12 protein-coding genes are annotated in these 18,990 nt (G+C 72.6%); 4 read left to right on the forward strand and 8 right to left on the reverse strand.

Going from position 1 to position 18,990, the window contains the following annotated elements:
- Nucleotides 1-412: 412 nt before the first annotated feature.
- Complete coding sequence (locus tag ACFXHB_RS22510) at nt 413-1,339, reverse strand: ABC transporter substrate-binding protein (RefSeq protein ID WP_380576379.1); 927 nt, start codon at nt 1,337-1,339, stop codon at nt 413-415.
- A 595-nt stretch (nt 1,340-1,934) separates the two neighbouring features.
- Here ACFXHB_RS22510 and ACFXHB_RS22515 point away from each other — a divergent pair.
- Complete coding sequence (locus tag ACFXHB_RS22515; protein WP_380576380.1) at nt 1,935-3,131, forward strand: NADP-dependent malic enzyme; 1,197 nt, start codon at nt 1,935-1,937, stop codon at nt 3,129-3,131.
- Nucleotides 3,132-3,217: 86 nt separating this feature from the next.
- The gene (locus ACFXHB_RS22520) at nt 3,218-4,180 is read left to right on the forward strand and encodes a zinc-binding dehydrogenase (RefSeq protein ID WP_380576381.1); all 963 of its coding nucleotides are present in this window, start codon (nt 3,218-3,220) and stop codon (nt 4,178-4,180) included.
- Between the two features lie 72 nt (nt 4,181-4,252).
- Here the strand turns inward: ACFXHB_RS22520 and ACFXHB_RS22525 are convergent, their stop codons facing one another.
- From ACFXHB_RS22525 to ACFXHB_RS22555, 7 genes are all read right to left on the reverse strand, one after another.
- Nucleotides 4,253-5,287 (reverse strand): PadR family transcriptional regulator, encoded by a 1,035-nt coding sequence (locus tag ACFXHB_RS22525; RefSeq protein WP_380576382.1) that lies wholly within the window; start codon nt 5,285-5,287, stop codon nt 4,253-4,255.
- Between the two features lies 1 nt (nt 5,288).
- Nucleotides 5,289-6,203 carry a DUF4097 domain-containing protein gene (locus ACFXHB_RS22530; RefSeq protein WP_380576383.1) on the reverse strand — a complete coding sequence of 305 codons (915 nt, stop codon included), beginning with the start codon at nt 6,201-6,203 and terminating at the stop codon, nt 5,289-5,291.
- A 207-nt stretch (nt 6,204-6,410) separates the two neighbouring features.
- Nucleotides 6,411-6,590, reverse strand: a complete 180-nt coding sequence (locus tag ACFXHB_RS22535) for a DUF6104 family protein (RefSeq protein ID WP_380576384.1) — start codon at nt 6,588-6,590, stop codon at nt 6,411-6,413.
- Nucleotides 6,591-6,660: 70 nt separating this feature from the next.
- On the reverse strand, nt 6,661-8,664 hold the full coding sequence (locus tag ACFXHB_RS22540) for a serine/threonine-protein kinase (RefSeq protein ID WP_380576385.1): 2,004 nt from the start codon (nt 8,662-8,664) through the stop codon (nt 6,661-6,663).
- A gap of 210 nt (nt 8,665-8,874) precedes the next feature.
- The gene (locus ACFXHB_RS22545) at nt 8,875-12,627 is read right to left on the reverse strand and encodes a multifunctional oxoglutarate decarboxylase/oxoglutarate dehydrogenase thiamine pyrophosphate-binding subunit/dihydrolipoyllysine-residue succinyltransferase subunit (protein WP_380576386.1); all 3,753 of its coding nucleotides are present in this window, start codon (nt 12,625-12,627) and stop codon (nt 8,875-8,877) included.
- A gap of 377 nt (nt 12,628-13,004) precedes the next feature.
- Nucleotides 13,005-14,135 (reverse strand): sensor histidine kinase, encoded by a 1,131-nt coding sequence (locus tag ACFXHB_RS22550; protein ID WP_380576387.1) that lies wholly within the window; start codon nt 14,133-14,135, stop codon nt 13,005-13,007.
- Nucleotides 14,136-14,213: 78 nt separating this feature from the next.
- The gene (locus tag ACFXHB_RS22555) at nt 14,214-14,951 is read right to left on the reverse strand and encodes a response regulator transcription factor (RefSeq protein ID WP_209411241.1); all 738 of its coding nucleotides are present in this window, start codon (nt 14,949-14,951) and stop codon (nt 14,214-14,216) included.
- Between the two features lie 547 nt (nt 14,952-15,498).
- Here ACFXHB_RS22555 and ACFXHB_RS22560 point away from each other — a divergent pair.
- Both ACFXHB_RS22560 and lon read left to right on the forward strand, forming a co-directional pair.
- Nucleotides 15,499-16,287, forward strand: coding sequence for a rhomboid-like protein (locus tag ACFXHB_RS22560; protein ID WP_380576388.1), 789 nt, complete (start codon nt 15,499-15,501; stop codon nt 16,285-16,287).
- Nucleotides 16,288-16,439: 152 nt separating this feature from the next.
- Nucleotides 16,440-18,848, forward strand: a complete 2,409-nt coding sequence (gene lon, locus ACFXHB_RS22565) for an endopeptidase La (RefSeq protein ID WP_380576389.1) — start codon at nt 16,440-16,442, stop codon at nt 18,846-18,848.
- Nucleotides 18,849-18,990: the final 142 nt, after the last annotated feature.

Below are 18,990 nucleotides of genomic sequence, written 5' to 3' on the forward strand. Positions count from 1 at the left end.
CCGCGGGGAGCGGCACACCGGGGCAGCAGGCCGTACGGCGCTGTACGGGTGTATGTCGCGGTACGTCGTCGAACGGGCAGTGCCGGTCGTGCTGAGCCTGGGCAGGGGTCGCGCAGGGTGGTGCGTGATGCGTCATCCGCCACCCTCCGCCGAGGTGGACGTTGATCGAACCGCCTCGACCAGTGGCCGGCCCGATCGGAGATGGGGGGAATCCTGCCATCTGATGACGGTCGGATGGCCCTCATTCAGATCAAAATCGGATAACGGGGGGTCACACTGTCCGCTATTCGGACCAATTCCGCGTCCCTGTCACCCTGCGTATAAGTATGCAGATCCCCCTGCGCTCTGCCCGGAGGCCCGCCCGCGCGCCCGCCGGATGGCGCCGCCGCGTTGAGCCGCCCGCGCGGCCCGCTCAGATCCCCCCGTTGACCACCGCGTTCTGGGCCGCGCCCGCGCTGACGTTCCACTTGGCGAGGATCTTGTCGTACTCGCCGCTGCGGATCAGCTGGTCCACCGCCTTGGCCAGGACGTCGCGCAGCTCGGTGTCCTCCTTGCGCAGCGCGATCCCGTACGGGTTGGACTTCGACTGCGCGCCGGTCACCTCGAAGCGGTTGCCGCCGTCGGTGGTCTTCGCCGCGTAGGCGGCCACCGGGAAGTCGTTCAGGCCGGCCACCGCCGCGCCCGAGGCGACCTCGGCCAGCGCCTTGGCGTCGCTGTCGAACTTGTGGACGGTCAGCGGCTTGCCGCCGCGGCCGCAGGCCAGTACCTGGCGGGCGACGATCTCGTCCTGGGTGGTGTTCTGCTGCACCGCGACGATCCGGCCGCACAGGTCGTCCAGGGTGTGGACGCCCTTCGGGTTGCCCTTCTGGACGACGATCGAGGTGCCGGCGATGAAGTAGTCCACGAAGTCCACGCCCGGGGTGACCTGCTTGCCCGTGTCGTCGAGGCCGTCGCGGCGCTGGCGGATGTCGCTCAGGCCGGACATCGCCACGTCGAACTGCTTGGCGTGAAGATTCGGTATCAGCTTCTCGAACGGGGTGTCGACGACCTCGATCCGCAGGCCGAGGATCTTGCCGACGGCGTTGGCGATGTCGGGGTCGATGCCGTCCGGCTTGCCCTCGCCGCCCCGGAAGTCCACCGGCGCGTAGTTGAGGTCGGAGCCGATCCGCAGCACCCCGGCGGCGTGCTGCGCCTTGGGGATCCTGCTGCGGAGGTCCTGGACCGGGTCCTTCGCGGCGGCCTGCTCGCCGCCGCCGCAGCCGGTCAGCAGCAGGGCTCCCGCGGTGGCCAGGGAGAGGGCCGCGGCGGCCCGGCGGCGGGGGTGGGCACGGTGGTGCATGAGGGTGCTCCTGTGGGAGGTACGTGGTGTCGCCGCGCCGTCGCGGAGGTGTACGCGAGACGGCGGAACAAGGGATCCTCCCATCCCGACCTGCCGGTCCCGGCGGCGGGTGTGTCAGAATTCGGTACCGGGTGACCCCCGAAGCTCGAACCGGACCACCGAGTCGCGACAGGCTCGGGGTGCGCAGGAACGGAAGTCCACGACGCCGACTCCGTATCCGTGGCACCGCCTCCCCGTCGTCTCCTGGTTCACCCCTGAGAGTGCGCGCGCTCGTTCGCCGTTGCCGCCGCCGGGGCCCGGAGTCACCAGACACCGGACGCCGACTTTTGGCCGCGTTGCGGAGTGAGCGCGTGCGACGAGGACGAAAAGGCATAGGTGCGATGCCGTCGTCCGACCTACGCTCGGCCCGGAAGAAGAAGCAGCACAGCTCAGGCTCAACAGTTACAAAAACCCTCATCCGAGGGCGCGGCCCCGACGGCAGCGCCCCGATCCAGCCCTTCCCGGGGCCGCCTCGGCGTACCCGGTTCCAAGCTTCCGGCCGGGTCGTCCGCCCGTCGGCCACGCGTCCTCGCTGATCAATGACGAAGAGGTCATCGTGGCAGCGGAGATCATCCACAGCAGCACCCAGGACACCGACGATCCGGTCGACGCCGTTTTCGCGCTCCACCGCGGCGGCAAGATGGAGGTCCGGGCGACCGTTCCGGTGCGCGACGCGGACGACCTGTCCCTCGCCTACACCCCCGGTGTCGCGCGCGTCTGCACGGCCATCGCCGAGCAGCCCGAGCTGGTGAACGACTACACCTGGAAGGCCAACACGGTCGCCGTCGTCACCGACGGCACCGCGGTGCTGGGCCTCGGCGACATCGGCCCGGAGGCCTCGCTGCCCGTCATGGAGGGCAAGGCCATCCTTTTCAAGCAGTTCGGCGGGGTGGACGCCGTCCCGATCGCGCTCGCCTGCACCGAGGTGGACGAGATCGTCGAGACCGTCGTCCGGCTGGCGCCCTCCTTCGGCGGCGTCAACCTGGAGGACATCTCCGCACCCCGTTGCTTCGAGATCGAGCGCCGCCTCCAGGAGGCGCTGGACATCCCGATCTTCCACGACGACCAGCACGGCACCGCGATCGTCACCACCGCGGCGCTCTGGAACGCGGCCCGGGTGACCGGCCGGGAGATCGGCGCGCTGCGTGCCGTCATCTCCGGCGCGGGCGCCGCCGGGATCGCGATCGCCAAGATGCTGGTCGCCGCCGGCATCGGCGATGTCGCGGTCTGCGACCGCCGGGGCGTCGTGTACGAGGGCCGCGGCGACCTGACCGACGTCAAGGCCGAGATCGCCGCGCAGACCAACCGGACCGGTCTCAAGGGCTCGCTGGCCGACGCGCTGGCCGGCGCCGACGTCTTCATCGGCGTCTCCGGCGGCACCGTGCCGGAGGAGGTCGTGGCCACCATGGCCGAGGGCGCGTTCATCTTCGCGATGGCCAACCCGAACCCGGAGATCCACCCCGAGGTCGCGCACAAGTACGCGGCGGTCGTCGCCACCGGGCGCAGCGACTTCCCGAACCAGATCAACAACGTGCTGGCCTTCCCCGGCATCTTCGCCGGTGCCCTGCAGGTCCGCGCGAGCCGGATCACCGAGGGCATGAAGCTGGCCGCCGCCAAGGCGCTGGCCGGCGTGGTCGCCGACGAGCTGACGCCGCAGAAGGTGATCCCCTCGCCGTTCGACGAGCGGGTCGCCCCGGCCGTCACCAAGGCCGTCGCCGAGGCCGCCCGCGCCGAGGGCGTCGCCCGCCGCTGACCGGCACCGCCTCGGCCGGGGCCCGGGACGCGCGTCACAGTCACGCGTGGTTCCGGGCCCCGCCCGTCGGGGCTATCGTCCGGACCATGTTTGCTGCCTACGCCGCACGAATCGACGCCGACGACCCGCTGAGCGGGCTGGATCTGGGCGAACTCCCCGAACCGCAGGCGCGCCCCGGGTGGAGCGTGGTCACGGTCCGGGCCGCCAGCCTGAACCACCACGACCTCTGGTCGCTGCGCGGGGTCGGTCTGCCCGCCGAGAAGCTCCCGATGATCCTGGGCTGCGACGCCGCCGGCGTCGACGAGCACGGGAACGAGGTGGTCGTCCACTCGGTGATCGGCCAGAGCGGCCACGGGGTGGGACCGGACGAGCCGCGCTCGATCCTCACCGAGCGCTACCAGGGCACCTTCGCCCAGCGGGTGGCGGTGCCCACCTGGAACCTGCTGCCCAAGCCGGCCGGGATCAGCTTCGAGCAGGCCGCATGCCTGCCCACCGCCTGGCTGACGGCCTACCGGATGCTCTTCACCAACGCCGGGGTGAAGCCCGGGGACACCGTCCTGGTGCAGGGCGCCGGCGGCGGTGTGGCGACCGCCCTGATCGTCCTCGGCAAGGCCGCCGGACTGCGGGTCTGGGTCACCGGCCGGGACGAGGCCAAGCGCGCCCGCGCCGTCGAGCTCGGCGCCGACGCCGCCTTCGAGAGCGGGGCCCGGCTGCCCGAGCGGGTGGACGCGGTGATGGAGACGGTCGGCGCCGCGACCTGGGCGCACTCGGTGAAGTCGCTGCGGCCGGGCGGCACCGTGGTCATCTCGGGGGCCACCTCCGGCCCCAACCCGAAGACCGCCGAGCTGAACCGGATCTTCTTCCTGGAGCTCAAGGTGGTCGGCTCGACCATGGGCACCAAGGAGGAGCTGGCCGGACTGCTCTCGCTCTGTGCCACCACCGGCGTCCGACCGGTGATCGACTCGGTGCTGCCGCTCGCCGAGGCCCGCGAGGGCTTCGCCCGGCTGGCCAAGGGCGATGTCTTCGGGAAGATCGTGCTCACCCCCTGAACGCCGCCGGCCGGCGCTCCCGGAGGAGCGCCGGCCCACGGCCGTCGGCACCGGCCCGCGCCGGCGGGGCGCTCAGCCCAGCAGCCGCCGCAGCCGCTCGCCGGCCGCGCCCAGCACCGAGCGGGCCTCGGCCAGCCGTTCGGCCGTCACCCCGCCGTCCCGGGCCGCGTCCCTGACCTGGTCCCGGAACCGGTCGAGCAGCCGCTCCAGCTCCCGGGCCGGATCGCCGGCCGGGTCGGTCGCCGCCCACGGCGGCAGGTCGGCCGGGGCACCGGCCGGCTCGTCCTTGTCCAGGTCGATCCGGGTCACGGTGACCTTCTCGGCGGGCGCGTCGGCGTCCGCCGCCGGGTGGCCCCAGCGGGCCGCGTCGGCCAGCCCGGCCAGGCCCTTGGTGAGCTCGGAGAGCCCCTCGGCCAGCCCGGTGGGCCAGTCGCCCCGCGCCGCGTGGTCGCGGACCTGCTGCTCGACCCGGCGCTTGATCCGCAGCGCCTCCTGCTGGGCCGCCGTCCGGGCCGCCCGGGACTGCTCGCGCAGCCGGCGGGCCTCGTCCTCGGCGGCCTTCGCCTTGGCCTTGGCCGCCTTCTCCTGCTCCTTGGCGCGCTTGGCCTGCTCCTTGGCGTGCTTCTTGAACTGGGTGAACTCGTCCTTGGCGCGCTGCCAGGCGTCCTTGTCGCCCCAGGGGCCGGCCCACGGGTCCCCGCTCTCGGCGCCTTCCGGCCGGGGCGCCTGCTTCGCCGCGCCCCACAGCTCCTCGCGCAGGCTCTTGGCGCTGTCCCGGACGTCCTCGCGGATCGCCCCGGCGAGCTGGGCCACCGAGTCGCGGATCTCCAGCTCCAGCTCGTCCAGCTCGCCCTGGCGGGTCGCCAGCTCGCTCCGGCCGGCGTCGGTGAGCCGGTAGACCTTGCGGCCGCCCTCGGTGCTGTGCGTCACCAGGCCCTCCTGCTCCAGCTTGGCGAGGCGCGGGTAGACCGTCCCGGCCGAGGGCGCGTACAGACCCTGGAAGCGCTCCTCCAGGAGGCGGATGACCTCGTAGCCGTGGCGCGGCGCCTCGTCGAGCAGCTTCAGCAGGTAGAGGCGGAGCCGGCCGTGGCCGAAGACGGGGGTCATCTCAGACCTCCTTGCTGAGGTCGGGGCCCTTGCCGAGGTCCGGGCCGGCCGGGAGTTCCTTGATGATCACCGGGCCGTCGTCCTCGGTCTCCGGCCGGCGCAGCACGGTGACCGCGCCGGAGACGGTGGTCACGACCAGGTTCCCCTGGCCGGAGCCGAGCTTGCCGGAGAGCCGCTTGGCCCCCCAGGAGCCGCCGACCTTGAGCTGCTCGAAGGTGCTGGTGACGTCGCCGCTGTTGGTGCCGGCCTCGACGTTGGTGTCGACCAGCGAGGGCAGCCGGACGCCGACCGAGCCGCTCACCGTGGTGACCTTGATCTCCGACGGGGTGGCCACGTCGAGGTCCAGGGTGACGTCCCCGTTGACCGAGTGGACCTGCACGTTGTCGGAGGCGCCGGCCAGCAGGGTGACCTGCCCGGAGGCGGTGTTGACCTTGAGGTCGCCGGAGACCGACTGGGCGTCGACGTCCCCGGAGACGGTGTTGACGTCCGTCCGGCCGGTCAGCCCGACCAGGGTGGCGTCACCGCCGGCGCTGTGCACCGAGACCGGCGAGGTGATGCCGGAGACGGTGGCGTGGGCCGACACGGTGCCCGCCTTGACCTTGGCGCCGGCCGGCACGGCCAGCGAGACCACGGCCCGGCGGGTGCGCCGCAGGCCGCCGAAGAACGACTTGATCGACTGCACCGACTTGACCGACTCGCCGAACTCGCTCCAGCTGAGGTCCTTGTAGGTGACCGTCAGGACCCCGTCGGCGAGCGTGACGTGCAGCGGCTCGCCCTCCAGCTCGGTGACCTCCAGCCGGGCCGGGCCCTCGGTGGCCACCACGTTCACGGCGCCCCCGACGATCCGGACGTGGAGGGTGTCGACCTCCCCGTCGATGGTGATCCTGTCAGGACCCTCGACCGTCCACTGGCTCATGTCTGCCGCCTCCCGTTACGACTCGCGATGTATCGCGTCTCCTGTGAAAGACGATATATCGCGTGACGGCGAAGTCAAGCGGTCCGGCCCCCGAGCCCGACCCTGACCGGACCCGGACCGGCCCCCGAGGCGTCCCCTACGGGCCGGGGTGCGCGAAGGGCCCGGGAGACCGCTGCCTCCCGGGCCCTTCCTGTACGGCCTACCGCGTCACTCGTCGTCCTCGTCGTCGAGCCGGGCCAGCCAGGTGGCCAGCCGCTCGACCGGGATCTCGAAGTCCGGGTTGAGGTCGACGAACTCGCGCAGGCGCTCGGCCAGCCACTCGAAGGTGACCTCCTCGTCGCCGCGCCGGTTCGCCAGCTCCTCGATGCCGCGGTCGGTGAAGTACACGGTTCGCTCCGGTCCGGTGGGGATTCGACCTGGTCAGGATAGTCCGGGCGGTGCCGGGTCCGGCGCGGCCCTAGGCGGCCCGCCAGGTGCTCAGGGTGATCTTGACGGTGCCGGTGGTGACGTCGGAGACCTCCACCACGGCGATCCCGATGTTGCGGGTGACCCGGTCGCGGATGCAGAGCAGCCGCCCGGGCGAGACCCGGTTGAAGGACAGGTCGGTGTCGGGCCGCGAATCGATCGCGGCGGCGCACTGGTCGGGCGTCACGCTCGGCTCGGTGATCACCGCGAAGTCCGACTTGCTGTCGCCGGCGGCGACGAAGGCGTTGGCCTTGCTGCTGCTGCCGGTGGCGGTCACGCCCAGGCCCCACTTGAGGTCGGTGCCGCGCGGCACGACCGTCCCGCCGTCCAGGTCGATCCGGTAGGAGTCGTAGTAGGCCTCGGTGCCGGGGACGGCCAGCGGCTTCTTGTCGAGCAGCGGCGTGTATCCGGCGGGCCGGGACGGCGCGGTCACCCCGCCGGCCGAGGTCGACGGTGCGGCCGTCACCTTGCCCGAGGAGGTGCTGGGCGTGCCGCTCGCCGGGGTCGGGGTGTCGGTCGCGGTGGTCGGCACGGGCGAGGTCGGGGCGGGGGCCGGGGCAGAGCCGCCCGACGAGGCGCTGTTGGCCTTGTCGTCGGTCTTCTTGTCCAGCTGCTTGACCAGCAGCACACCGCCCGCGGTGCCGCCGAGGGCCATCACCAGGGCGACCACCAGCAGGGCCTTCCAGGAGACGCCCTTGCGCCGGGGCTCCGGAGCGGGCGCGGGGGTGTCCGTCACCACCGGGCCGGGCGGCGGGGTGTCGTAGGACGGCGGCTCCTGGCGCAGCCGCACGGTCGGCGGCGAGGGCAGCACCGGTGCGGTGGGCGCCTCGTAGCCGGGCTGCGGGGGGCCGTACGCGCCGATCGGCGGCGGGGCGAAGCCGGGCGGCGGGGCGACCGGCTGCGGGCGGGGCGTGCCGAAGTCCGGAGCGCCGAAGGAGGGCGCGGTGGCCGGGCGGGCCGGCTGCGCGAGCGGCGGTGGCGGAATCGTGGGCGGGCCGCTCGGGGGCGGTGTCGGTGCCGTGGCCGGCGCGGCCGGCAGCGGGGTCGGCGGGGTCCTGGGCAGGTCCGAGCGGCGGGTGATCTCGGTGTTGACCTGGCGGGGCAGCCAGTCGTCGGCGAACCGCAGCTGCCCGCCGACCGACGGGTGGTTGCGGGCGATCTCGATGATCTCGGCGGGCTTCGGGCGGTCCTCGGGGGACTTCGCCAGGCAGCGCGTGATCAGCTCGCGCAGGTCGACCGGGACGGCGTCCAGGTCGGCCGGCTCGTGCACCACCCGGTAGAGCACGGCGGTGTCGGGGCCGTCGCCGAACGGCGCGGTGCCGCCGGCGACGTACGCGGCCAGCGCGCCGAGCGCGAAGACGTCGGTGGCCGGGGTGACCGGGCGGCCCTGGGCCTGCTCCGGGGACATGAAGGCGGGCGAGCCGATCCGGTAGCCCGTCCCGGTCAGCGCGGTGGCGTCGGCGGCCCGGGCGATGCCGAAGTCGATCACGCGCGGGCCGTCGCCGGCCACCAGCACGTTGGCCGGCTTGAGGTCGCGGTGCACCACCTCGACGCTGTGGATGGCCTGCAGCGCCTCGGCGATGCCGCCGATCAGCAGCAGCACGGTGCGCACCGGCAGCGCGCCGTTCTCGCGGACCACCTGCTGCAGCGACGGGCCCGGCACGTACGCCGTGACCAGCCAGGGGGCGTCGGAGTCCAGACCGCCGGAGTCGATCACCTGGGCGGTGTAGAGCCCGTGGATCCGCTGGGCGTTGCTGACCTCCTGGGCGAAGCGGCGGCGGAACTCTCCGTCCTCGGCGAACTCCGGGCGGACCACCTTGAGCGCCACCGGGCGGCCGCCCGGGGTGTACGACAGGTAGACCCGGCCCATGCCGCCGGCGCCGAGGCGGGCGAAGAGCCGGTAGCCGCCGACCTCGCGGGGGTCGTCCGGGTGCAGCGGCTGGAAGACCGGCGGGAGCGGCGAGGGCGTGGCGTCCCGTGGTGTGTCGGCGGTCATGCGGTGATCCCCCTGGGAGAGCGGTGAGGTCCGTCCGTCCGGCCGCGGGCGCGTCGACGGGCGCCCGGGCGTCGGTCCGGCGAGGCACAACCTATCGATCCGTCAGGTGTGCTCGCAGGTCGGTGGCCGTTTGGTTGCAGAGCTGCGACCTTGGCGCGGCGTCATGGGGCGGCCCGGGGCCGTTCGAGCCCGACCGGAGTCGGAGCGGGCTCAGATGGTGAAGATCTCCTCCAGCAGGGCCTGCTGCTCGGCGCCGTGACGCTTGGCCGAGCCGACCGCGGGGGCCGAGGAGGCCGTGCGGGCGACGCGACGCAGCCGCGAGCCGTTGGCACTGCGGCCGACGACGACCTGGAGGTGGTCGACCAGGTTCATCGCGATGAACGGCCAGGCACCCTGGTTGGCCGGCTCCTCCTGCGCCCAGACGAACTGGACGTCGTCGCCGTAGCGGGCCAGCTCCTCCTGGAGCTCGGCCACCGGCAGCGGGTAGAGCCGCTCGACCCGGACGATCGCGGTGTCGGTGACCCCGCGCTCGCTGCGGGCCGCCGCGACGTCGTAGTAGAACTTGCCCGCCGTGATGACGACCTTGCGGACGTTCGCCGGGTCGACGGTGGTGTCACCGATGACCGGGCGGAACGAGCCGGACAGGAACTCCTCGGTGGCACTCGCCGCGGCCTTCAGACGCAGCATCGACTTCGGGGTGAAGACGACCAGCGGCTTGTGGTGCGGGTTGTGCGCCTGCCAGCGCAGCAGGTGGAAGTAGTTCGACGGCAGGGTCGGCATGGCGACCGTCATGTTGTTCTGCGCGCACAGCTGCAGGAAGCGCTCCGGGCGGGCGGACGAGTGGTCCGGGCCCTGGCCCTCGTAGCCGTGCGGCAGCAGCAGGGTGACGCCGGAGTGCTGGCCCCACTTCTGCTCGGCGGACGCGATGTACTCGTCCACCACGGTCTGGGCGCCGTTGACGAAGTCGCCGAACTGCGCCTCCCACATGACCAGCGAGTTCGGGCGGGTCAGCGAGTAGCCGTACTCGAAGCCCATCGCCGCGTACTCGGACAGCAGGCTGTCGTACACGGTGTAGCGGGCCTGGTCCTCGGTCAGGTACAGCAGCGGGGTGTAGTCCTCGCCGGAGACCCGGTCGATCAGCACCGCGTGGCGCTGGCCGAAGGTGCCGCGGCGGCTGTCCTGGCCGGCCAGCCGGACCGGGTGGCCCTCCATCAGCAGCGAGCCGATGGCGAGGGTCTCGCCCATCGCCCAGTCGATGGTGTTGTCCTCGACCGAGGCGGCGCGGCGCTGCAGCTGCGGCAGCAGGCGCGGGTGGACGGTCAGCCAGTCCGGCAGGTTGACCTGCGAGGCGGCGATCCGCTTGACCATCTCCTGGGAGATGCCGGTCTGGATGTTGACCGGGAAGTCGGCCTGCGGCTTGCCGTTGGCGGCCGGCGCCGGCGCCTGGGCGGCGTCGCGGACCTCGGCGAAGACCTTCTCCAGCTGGCCCTGGAAGTCCTGGAGCGCCTGCTCCGCCTCTTCCATGGTGATGTCGCCGCGACCGATCAGGCCCTCGGTGTACAGCTTGCGCACCGAGCGCTTCTTGTCGATCAGGTCGTACATCAGCGGCTGGGTGAACGACGGGTTGTCGGCCTCGTTGTGACCGCGGCGGCGGTAGCAGATGAGGTCGATCACGACGTCCTTGTGGAACGCCTGGCGGAACTCGAAGGCGAGCCGCGCGACGCGGACCACGGCCTCCGGGTCGTCGCCGTTCACGTGGAAGATCGGGGCCTCGATCATCCGGGCCACGTCGGTGCAGTACATCGAGGAGCGCGAGGACGCCGGGGCGGCGGTGAAGCCGACCTGGTTGTTCACCACGACGTGCACGGTGCCGCCGGTGCGGTAGCCGCGCAGCTGCGACATGTTCAGGGTCTCCGCGACGACGCCCTGGCCGGCGAAGGCCGCGTCGCCGTGGATCTGGATCGGCAGCACCGGGAAGGTGGTGCCGCCCTGGTCCAGGATGTCCTGCTTGGCGCGGGCGATGCCCTCGACGACCGGGTCCACGGCCTCCAGGTGGGAGGGGTTCGCGGCGAGCGAGACCTTGATGGTCTCGCCGTCCAGGCCGGTGAAGGTGCCCTCGGAGCCGAGGTGGTACTTCACGTCGCCGGAGCCGTGCATCGACTTCGGGTCGAGGTTGCCCTCGAACTCGCCGAAGATCTTGCCGTACGGCTTGCCGACGATGTTGGCCAGCACGTTGAGGCGGCCGCGGTGGGCCATGCCGATGACGGCCTCGTCCAGGCGGTGCTCGGCCGCCGAGTCGATGGTCGCGTCCAGCAGCGGGATGAGGGACTCGCCGCCCTCCAGCGAGAAGCGCTTCTGCCCGACGTACTTGGTCTGCAGGAAGGTCTCGAAGGCCTCGGCCGAGTTCAGCCGGCGCAGGATGCGCAGCTGCTCCTCGCGCTCCGGCTTGGTGTACGGCTTCTCCAGGCGCTCCTGCAGCCACTTGCGCTGCGTCGGGTCCTGGATGTGCATGTACTCGATGCCGACCGTGCGGCAGTACGTGTTGCGCAGCAGACCGAGGATGTCGCGGAGCTTCATCATCCGCTGGCCGCCGAAGCCGCCGACCGCGAACTCGCGCTCCAGGTCCCACAGGGTGAGGCCGTGGGTGGTGACGTCCAGGTCGGGGTGCTTGCGCTGCTTGTACTCCAGCGGGTCGGTGTCGGCCATCAGGTGGCCGCGGACCCGGTAGGAGTGGATCAGCTCGATGACGCGCGCGGTCTTGTTGACCTCGTCGTCGTGCGTGGTGGCCACGTCGGTGGCCCAGCGGACCGGCTCGTACGGGATCCGCAGCGACTCGAAGATCTCGTCGTAGAAGCCGTTCTCGCCCAGCAGCAGCCGGTGGATCTCGCGCAGGAACTCGCCCGACGCCGCGCCCTGGATGACGCGGTGGTCGTAGGTCGAGGTCAGCGTCATGATCTTCGAGACACCGAGCCGGGACAGCGTCTCCGGGGCGGAGCCCTGGAACTCGGCCGGGTACTCCATGGCGCCGACGCCGACGATGGTGCCCTGGTTCTGCATCAGGCGCGGCACGGAGTGCACGGTGCCGATGCCGCCCGGGTTGGTCAGCGAGACCGTGACGCCGGTGAAGTCGTCCATGGTCAGCTTGTTGGCGCGGGCCCGGCGGACGATGTCCTCGTAGGCCTGCCAGAAGCCGAAGAAGTCGAGCGTCTCGGCCTTCTTGATCGCCGCGACCACGAGCTGGCGGTCGCCGTTCGGCTTCACCAGGTCGATGGCCAGGCCCAGGTTCACGTGCTCGGGCTTGACCAGGTAGGACTTGCCGTCCTTCACCTGGTAGCTGTGGTTCATGCCCGGCGAGGCCTTGATGGCCTGGACCAGGGCGTAGCCGATCAGGTGGGTGAAGGAGACCTTGCCACCGCGGGCGCGCTGCAGGTGGTTGTTGATGACGATGCGGTTGTCGATCAACAGCTTGGCCGGCACGGCGCGCACGGAGGTCGCCGTCGGCACCTCCAGCGAGGCGTCCATGTTGGTCGCCACCGCCTTCGACGGGCCGCGGAGCTGCACCAGCTCGGGGCCGCCGGTCTCGGCGGGCGTGGCCGGCGCCGCGGCGGCGGCCTTCGGGGCCGGGGGCGCGGCAGGGGCTGCGGCGAGGGGCGCGGGCGCCGGGGCCGCGGCAACGGGCGCGGGCGCGGCCGGTGCGGCGGGGGCGGGTGCGGCCGGAGCAGCAGCGGCGGGCGCGGGGGCGGCAACGGGGGTCGGCGTGGGGCCGACCTGGGTCGCGGCCTGGGTCACTGGGGTCACCTCGGTACCGGGCTTGTAGTCGGCGAAAAAGTCCCACCAGGCTCGGTCGACCGAGTTCGGGTCCTGGAGGTACTGCTGGTAGATCTCGTCGACGAGCCACTCATTGGGGCCGAAGCCAGTGGAGCTTGCCGAGCTGTTGGGGGTTTCTTGGGACTGTGGCGACACGGCGGCAACCGCCCTCTTCCGCTTCCTTTTGGGATGTTTGGACAGCGGGGATTAAGGCTACGCCCCTGACCAGTGATCGCGCAGTCCCCAGGGCTCAGGCGTCGCCCAGATCACAGTCCTGACCTGCAGGTTGGCTGAAAATGTGCGTTAGAAAGCCGCCTCGGAGGGGAACCGATCACTTCCGATCAGCTACCATATCCGGACGAAAACGGACAAATAACAGCTCGGGGGCTTCTGGGTCGTCCTCCACGTCTGTGTCGCTTCTGTGACATGCGGGCGAAGTCCGTGCGCCGCGGGGACAGCGTGCGCGGGTCACCGCCCCGGGAGCGTGCGCGGGGCCCGGCCGCGGGGCCCCCCCCCCGGGGTTCCGGGAGGCCCTACCGGGGGCCGGGCAGCCGGACCTCGATCCGGCAGCCGGGCGCGGCCTCCGCGACCTCGATCCGCCCGCCGTGCAGGTCCACCGCCCAGCGGGCGATGGCCAGCCCCAGGCCGGTGCCGCCGTCGGAGCCGGGCCCCTGGGCGGTGGCGGTGCCGCTGCGGCTGAACCGTTCGAAGACCCGGGTGCGGTCGGCCGCCGGGATGCCCGGCCCCTGGTCCTCGACCTCCAGCAGCAGCGCGCCGGGTTCGCCGCCCGGCCGGGCCCGGACCGTCACGGTGCCGCCGGGCGGGGAGTGCTTGCAGGCGTTGTCGACCAGGTTGGCGACCACCTGGTGGAGCCGCTCCGGGTCCGCCACGCCGGTCAGACCGACCGGGCTGACCTCCAGGGCCAGCCGGACGTCGCCGCGCCGGGAGAAGGCCCCGCCGGCCGTCGCGCCGTCCACGGTGACCCCGCGCAGCACGCCGTCCAGGAACTCGCGCACCTCGAAGGGGCGGGCGTCCAGGTCGACCACACCGTCGTTGATCTTGGAGAGGTCGAGCAGGTGGGTGACCAGCCGGCCGAGCCGCTCGGTCTGTTCCAGCGCGGCGCCCAGGGTCGCCGGGTTCGGCTGGACCACGCCGTCGACCACGTTCTCCAGCACGGCGCGCAGCGCGGCGATGGGCGTGCGCAGCTCGTGGGAGACGTTGGCGACCAGCTCGCGGCGGTGCCGGTCGGCGGCCTCCAGATCGGCCGCCATCTGGTTGAAGGTGGCCGCCAGTTCGCCGATCTCGTCGCGGGAGTTCACCTCGACCCGGCGGCTGTAGTCGCCGGAGGCCATCGCGCGGGCCGCCGCGGTCATGTCGCGCAGCGGGGCCGTCAGCCCGTGCGCGAGGAACTGCATGAACAGCAGTGAAGCGATCATGGAGAAGACCATGATGATCCGGATCTGCGTCTCGGAGCGGATCGCCACCACGACCATGCCGGTGGCGAGGAAGACCGAGACGATCACCAGGAGGGCGAGTTTGCCCTTGATCGAGCGGACCGGGTCGAGCGGCCGGATGTCGGCCCAGACCCGGTGGGCGGCGCGGGCGGCCAGCGTGGGCCGGTGGGCGCCGTCGGCGTCGCCGTTGCGTTGCTGTGGAAAGGTCATTGGTCCCCTGTGATCCCCGCGGGTCCGCGCGGCGGTTCGGGACACGGGCCCCCCGGAGGCCCGGTGCCCGAGGCGCCGCTAGGAGAGCGGGGCCTCCAGCGCGTAGCCGACCCCGTGGACGGTACGGATCCAGCTGGCGCCGATCTTCCGGCGCAGCGCCTTGACGTGGCTGTCCACGGTGCGGGTGCCGGACGCGTCCGTCCAGTCCCAGACCTCGGCCAGCAGTTGCTCACGGGTGAGCACCGCGCGCGGTTGCGCGGCCAGGCAGGCGAGCAGGTCGAACTCGGTCGGCGTCAGGTGGACGTCGCCCGAGGCCAGCCGGACCCGGCGCTGCACGTGGTCGATCTCCAACTCGCCGAAGCGCAGCGAGCCGAGGGCCGGTGTGCGGGCCGCCTGCTGGGCGCGCTCGACGCGGCGCAGCAGCACGTTGACCCGGGCCGCCAACTCCCGCATGGAGAACGGCTTGGTCATGTAGTCGTCGGCGCCCACGCCGAGGCCGACCAGGAGGTCCGTCTCGTCGTCGCGCGCGGTCAGCATCAGGACCGGCACCGGGCGTTGGGCCTGGATCCGGCGGCACACCTCCAGGCCGTCGAAGCCGGGCAGCATGATGTCGAGCACGACCAGGTCGGGCTGCCAGGTGTGGAAGCCGTCGACCGCGCCCGGTCCGTCGTGGGCCACGGCGACCTTGAAGCCCTCCGCGCCCAGCCGGGCCGCGATCGACTCGGCGATCGTGGGCTCGTCCTCCACCACCAGCACTCTGCGCTGGCTGCTCACCGTGCCGCCGCTGTTCTGGTTGTCCTGCTGAATTTCTGTCACGGTCACGCCACCGCCCCCAGGGCTGCGGGCCGGCCACCTGTGGGGATGGCGAGGCTCCGCTCGTAGTCTTGTTCCGTCGTGGACTGTGCCGGGTCCGCCGTCCCGTAGCGCGTGCGGAAGCGGAGGACAGGTGTGGACTGCCCGCCTTTCCCGCACACTTCGCAGCGTACGGACAACGAGTGCTTCCCGGCAGGTGGACCGGACGTTTCCGGCCCGTGGGCCGGCCGTCGGGCCGCCCGTCGGGCCCACTCGGAAGTGGGCACGGGCCAGTACCTTACCCGGCGATTTTTCACTCGGTAACGGTACGTATGCACTCCAGTTGACACCAAGCCGCCGGTCAGAGCCCGTACTCGTGCGTAGACGGAGTGCAGGTCTGTACCAATCCCGGGATCCCGGGCCGCGCGATGTTCACGGGGTATTCCCAGCTGGCTCCCAGGAGCCCGACGTACCGTGGTCACGACAAGTCGCAAAGGTGGGATTTCCGGCGTGCGCCGGTACGTTGAGCACCGGACGGGGGCCGGAGCGGCGGGTCTGGAGCGGAGGCGGCATGGCGGAGCTGCGCGGGAGTGCTGCGCGGAGCGGACCGTGTCCCGGGCCGCCGTACGGGATGCTGCGCCTCGGCCTGCGGACCGGGGTGGTCGAGTGGGTGCTCGCCCGGGTGCCGACGCCCCGGCGCAACCCCTTCGCGCTCGGGTACCTCGCCGTGGTCGGCGCCACCACGACCTTCGCCAAGCTGGCCGACCCGGGGTTGGTGCTCCGGCTGCAGGAGGCCTCCAGTTCGGACGGGCACAACCTGGTGCACCATCCGCTGCGCGCGCTGCTGTTCAGCGGGTTCTGGGTGGCCGGGACGATCTGGATGCCGTACCTCTGGGCCTTCGCCTTCACCGTCGCGCCGCTGGAGCGCCGGGTGGGCGCCGCCCGCGCCGCGGCGGTCTTCGCGATCGGGCACGTCACCGCGACGGTGCTCTCCCAGTCGGTGGTGATCGCCGCGGTGGCGACCGGCCGGATGGAGTCGGAGGCGCTGGACTTCCTGGACATCGGCGTCAGTTACGGCGTGCTGGTCAGTCTCGGCGCGCTGGCCGGACTGCTGTCGCCGCGCGGGCGACTGCCGGCGCTCGGCTCCGCCGCGCTCCTGATCGCCGAGCAGATCGTGGGCGACCGGGACCTGGTCACCGGCATCGGCCACCCGGCGGCGCTGCTGACCGGGGTGGCGCTCTGGCCCTGGCTCCGGCGCGGACCCGGCCGCCGGTGGCGGCGTTCCGAGGCGGCCCCGGCCGGCCCCCCGGGCTCGGCGCAGACCTCCGGCGGGCCGGCCGCGGTGCTGGACCGGGCGTAGCTCCCGGCGGTGGCCCGGGGTGCGGCCGGGCGTTTTTGACGGGCTTCCCCGGGGCCTTCCTTGTTCGCTCATGGCGAACATGACGGGGGGAACATTCGGTGGCCGTGAAACCTTAGTCAGGTCAGCTCAACTTCGCTGACTGGGGAGAGATCATGGCATCGACGTCCACACCGCTCACCCTGCCCGTACTGCCGCTCGACGACGAGGTCGTGCTCCCGGGCATGGTCGTTCCGCTGGATCTGAAGGACACCGAGGTGCGGGCCGCCGTCGAGGCCGCGCGGGCCGCGGCCGGCGACGCCGCCAAGCCCCAGGTGCTGCTGGTGCCGCGGGTGGACGGCTCGTACGCGGCGGTCGGCACCCTCGCCACCGTCGAGCAGGTCGGCCGGCTGGCCGACGGCCCCAACGGGGTGGGCCAGCCCGCGGCGCTGGTCCGCGCCGTGCGCCGGGTCCGGATCGGCGTCGGCACCACCGGGCCGGGCGCCGCGCTCTGGGTGGAGACCACGCCGTTCCGGGAGTCCTCGGTGGGCACGCCGGTGGCGGGCCGCGCCGCCGAGCTGGTCCGGGAGTACAAGGCGCTCTCCACCCAGTGGCTGCGCCAGCGCGGCGCCTGGCAGATCGTCGACCGGGTGGCCCAGATCGAGGGCGTCGGCGAGCTGGCCGACAACATCGGCTACGCGTCCTTCGCCACCGCCGAGCAGAAGCTCAAGGTGCTGCTGGAGGCCGACCAGGTGGCCCGCCTGGAGTACGCCCTGACGCTGCTGCGCGACCACCTCGCCGAGGAGGAGGTCAACGACACCATCCGCAAGGACGTCGAGGAGGGCGTGGCCAAGCAGCAGAAGGAGTTCCTGCTCCGGCGCCAGCTGGAGGCCGTCCGCAAGGAGCTGGCCGAGCTGAACGGCGACCCGGCCGACGAGGAGGGCGACTACCGCGCCCGGGTCGAGGCCGCCGACCTGCCGGAGAAGGTCCGCGAGGCCGCGCTCAAGGAGGTCGACAAGCTGGAGCGGGCGTCCGAGCAGTCGCCCGAGGGCTCCTGGATCCGCACCTGGCTGGACACCGTCCTGGAGCTGCCCTGGAACGAGCGCACCGAGGACGCCTACGACATCGCCGGCGCCCGTGCGGTGCTGGACGCGGACCACGCCGGCCTGGGGGACGTCAAGGACCGAATCGTCGAGTACCTCGCGGTCCGCAAGCGCCGGGCCGACCAGGGGCTCGGGCTGGTCGGCGGCCGCCGCGGCGGCGCGGTGCTGGCCCTGGTCGGGCCGCCCGGCGTCGGCAAGACCTCGCTGGGCGAGTCGGTGGCCCGGGCGATGGGTCGCACCTTCGTCCGGGTGGCGCTCGGCGGCGTCCGGGACGAGGCGGAGATCCGCGGCCACCGGCGCACCTACGTCGGCGCGCTCCCCGGCCGCCTGGTGCGCGCCGTCAAGGAGGCCGGCTCGATGAACCCGGTCATCCTGCTCGACGAGATCGACAAGGTCGGCTCCGACTACCGGGGTGACCCGGCGGCCGCCCTGCTGGAGGTGCTGGACCCGGCGCAGAACCACACCTTCCGGGACCACTACCTGGAGGTCGAGCTGGACCTCTCGGACGTGGTCTTCCTCGCCACCGCCAACGTGTTGGAGGCGATCCCCGAGGCGCTGCTCGACCGGATGGAGCTGGTCCGGCTGGACGGCTACACCGAGGACGAGAAGGTCGTCATCGCCCGGGACCACCTGCTCCCGCGCCAGTTGGAGCGGGCCGGACTGAAGGGCGAGGAGGTGGCGGTCGAGGAGGACGCGCTGCGCAGGCTCGCCGGCGAGTACACCCGCGAGGCCGGCGTCCGCAATCTGGAGCGCTCGATCGCCCGGGTGCTGCGCAAGGTCGCCGCCCAGTCCGAGCTGGGCGAGCGCGAGCTGCCCGCGGCGATCGCCGCGGGGGACCTGCGCGCGCTGATCGGCCGGCCGCACCACGTCCCGGAGGCCGCCCAGGAGCCGGCCGAGCGGCGCACCGCCGTCCCCGGGGTGGCGACCGGCCTGGCGGTGACGGGCGCCGGCGGCGACGTCCTGTTCATCGAGGCCTCGCTGGCGGACGCCGAGACGGGCGGCACCGGGCTCACCCTCACCGGGCAGCTGGGTGACGTGATGAAGGAGTCCGCGCACATCGCGCTCTCCTACCTGCGCTCGCGGGGCGCCGAGCTGGAGCTGCCGGTCACCTCGCTGCGCGACCGGGGCGTGCACCTGCACGTCCCCGCCGGGGCCGTCCCCAAGGACGGGCCCAGCGCCGGCATCACCATGACCGCGGCGCTGGCGTCGCTGCTCTCCGGGCGCCGGGTGCGCACGGACGTGGCGATGACGGGCGAGGTGTCGCTGACCGGGCGGGTGCTGCCGATCGGCGGGGTGAAGCAGAAGCTGCTCGCCGCGGACCGGGCCGGGGTCACCACGGTGATCATCCCCAAGCGCAACGAGGCCGACCTGGACGACGTCCCGGCCGAGGTGCTGGAGCGGCTCACCGTCCACCCGGTCGCGGACGTGCGGGAGGTGCTGAAGCTGGCCCTGGAGCCGGCCGGGGTGCTGGTCGCCGCCTGACGGGCGCGGGGAAGGCGGGGCAGGGCAGGGAGAGGCGGGGCAGCGGCCCGGCGGGGGGGGGGGGGGCCCCCGGGCCCCCGCCCCGGGGGGTGTAACTGGTTTTTGTTGAGAACCGAAATGAGGCCCCCAAGGCCCGGGGTTA

The organism is Kitasatospora sp. NPDC059327 (assembly GCF_042752535.1).
In the GTDB taxonomy this organism is placed as follows: domain Bacteria; phylum Actinomycetota; class Actinomycetes; order Streptomycetales; family Streptomycetaceae; genus Kitasatospora.

Coding starts and splice junctions, on each gene's coding strand:
- ACFXHB_RS22525 (WP_380576382.1), bottom strand. CDS start 5,287: ATGACCCCCGTCTTCGGCCACGGCCGGCTCCGCCTCTACCTGCTGAAG.
- ACFXHB_RS22540 (WP_380576385.1), bottom strand. CDS start 8,664: ATGACCGCCGACACACCACGGGACGCCACGCCCTCGCCGCTCCCGCCG.
- ACFXHB_RS22550 (WP_380576387.1), bottom strand. CDS start 14,135: ATGACCTTTCCACAGCAACGCAACGGCGACGCCGACGGCGCCCACCGG.
- ACFXHB_RS22520 (WP_380576381.1), top strand. CDS start 3,218: ATGTTTGCTGCCTACGCCGCACGAATCGACGCCGACGACCCGCTGAGC.
- ACFXHB_RS22510 (WP_380576379.1), bottom strand. CDS start 1,339: ATGCACCACCGTGCCCACCCCCGCCGCCGGGCCGCCGCGGCCCTCTCC.
- ACFXHB_RS22560 (WP_380576388.1), top strand. CDS start 15,499: ATGGCGGAGCTGCGCGGGAGTGCTGCGCGGAGCGGACCGTGTCCCGGG.
- lon (WP_380576389.1), top strand. CDS start 16,440: ATGGCATCGACGTCCACACCGCTCACCCTGCCCGTACTGCCGCTCGAC.
- ACFXHB_RS22530 (WP_380576383.1), bottom strand. CDS start 6,203: ATGAGCCAGTGGACGGTCGAGGGTCCTGACAGGATCACCATCGACGGG.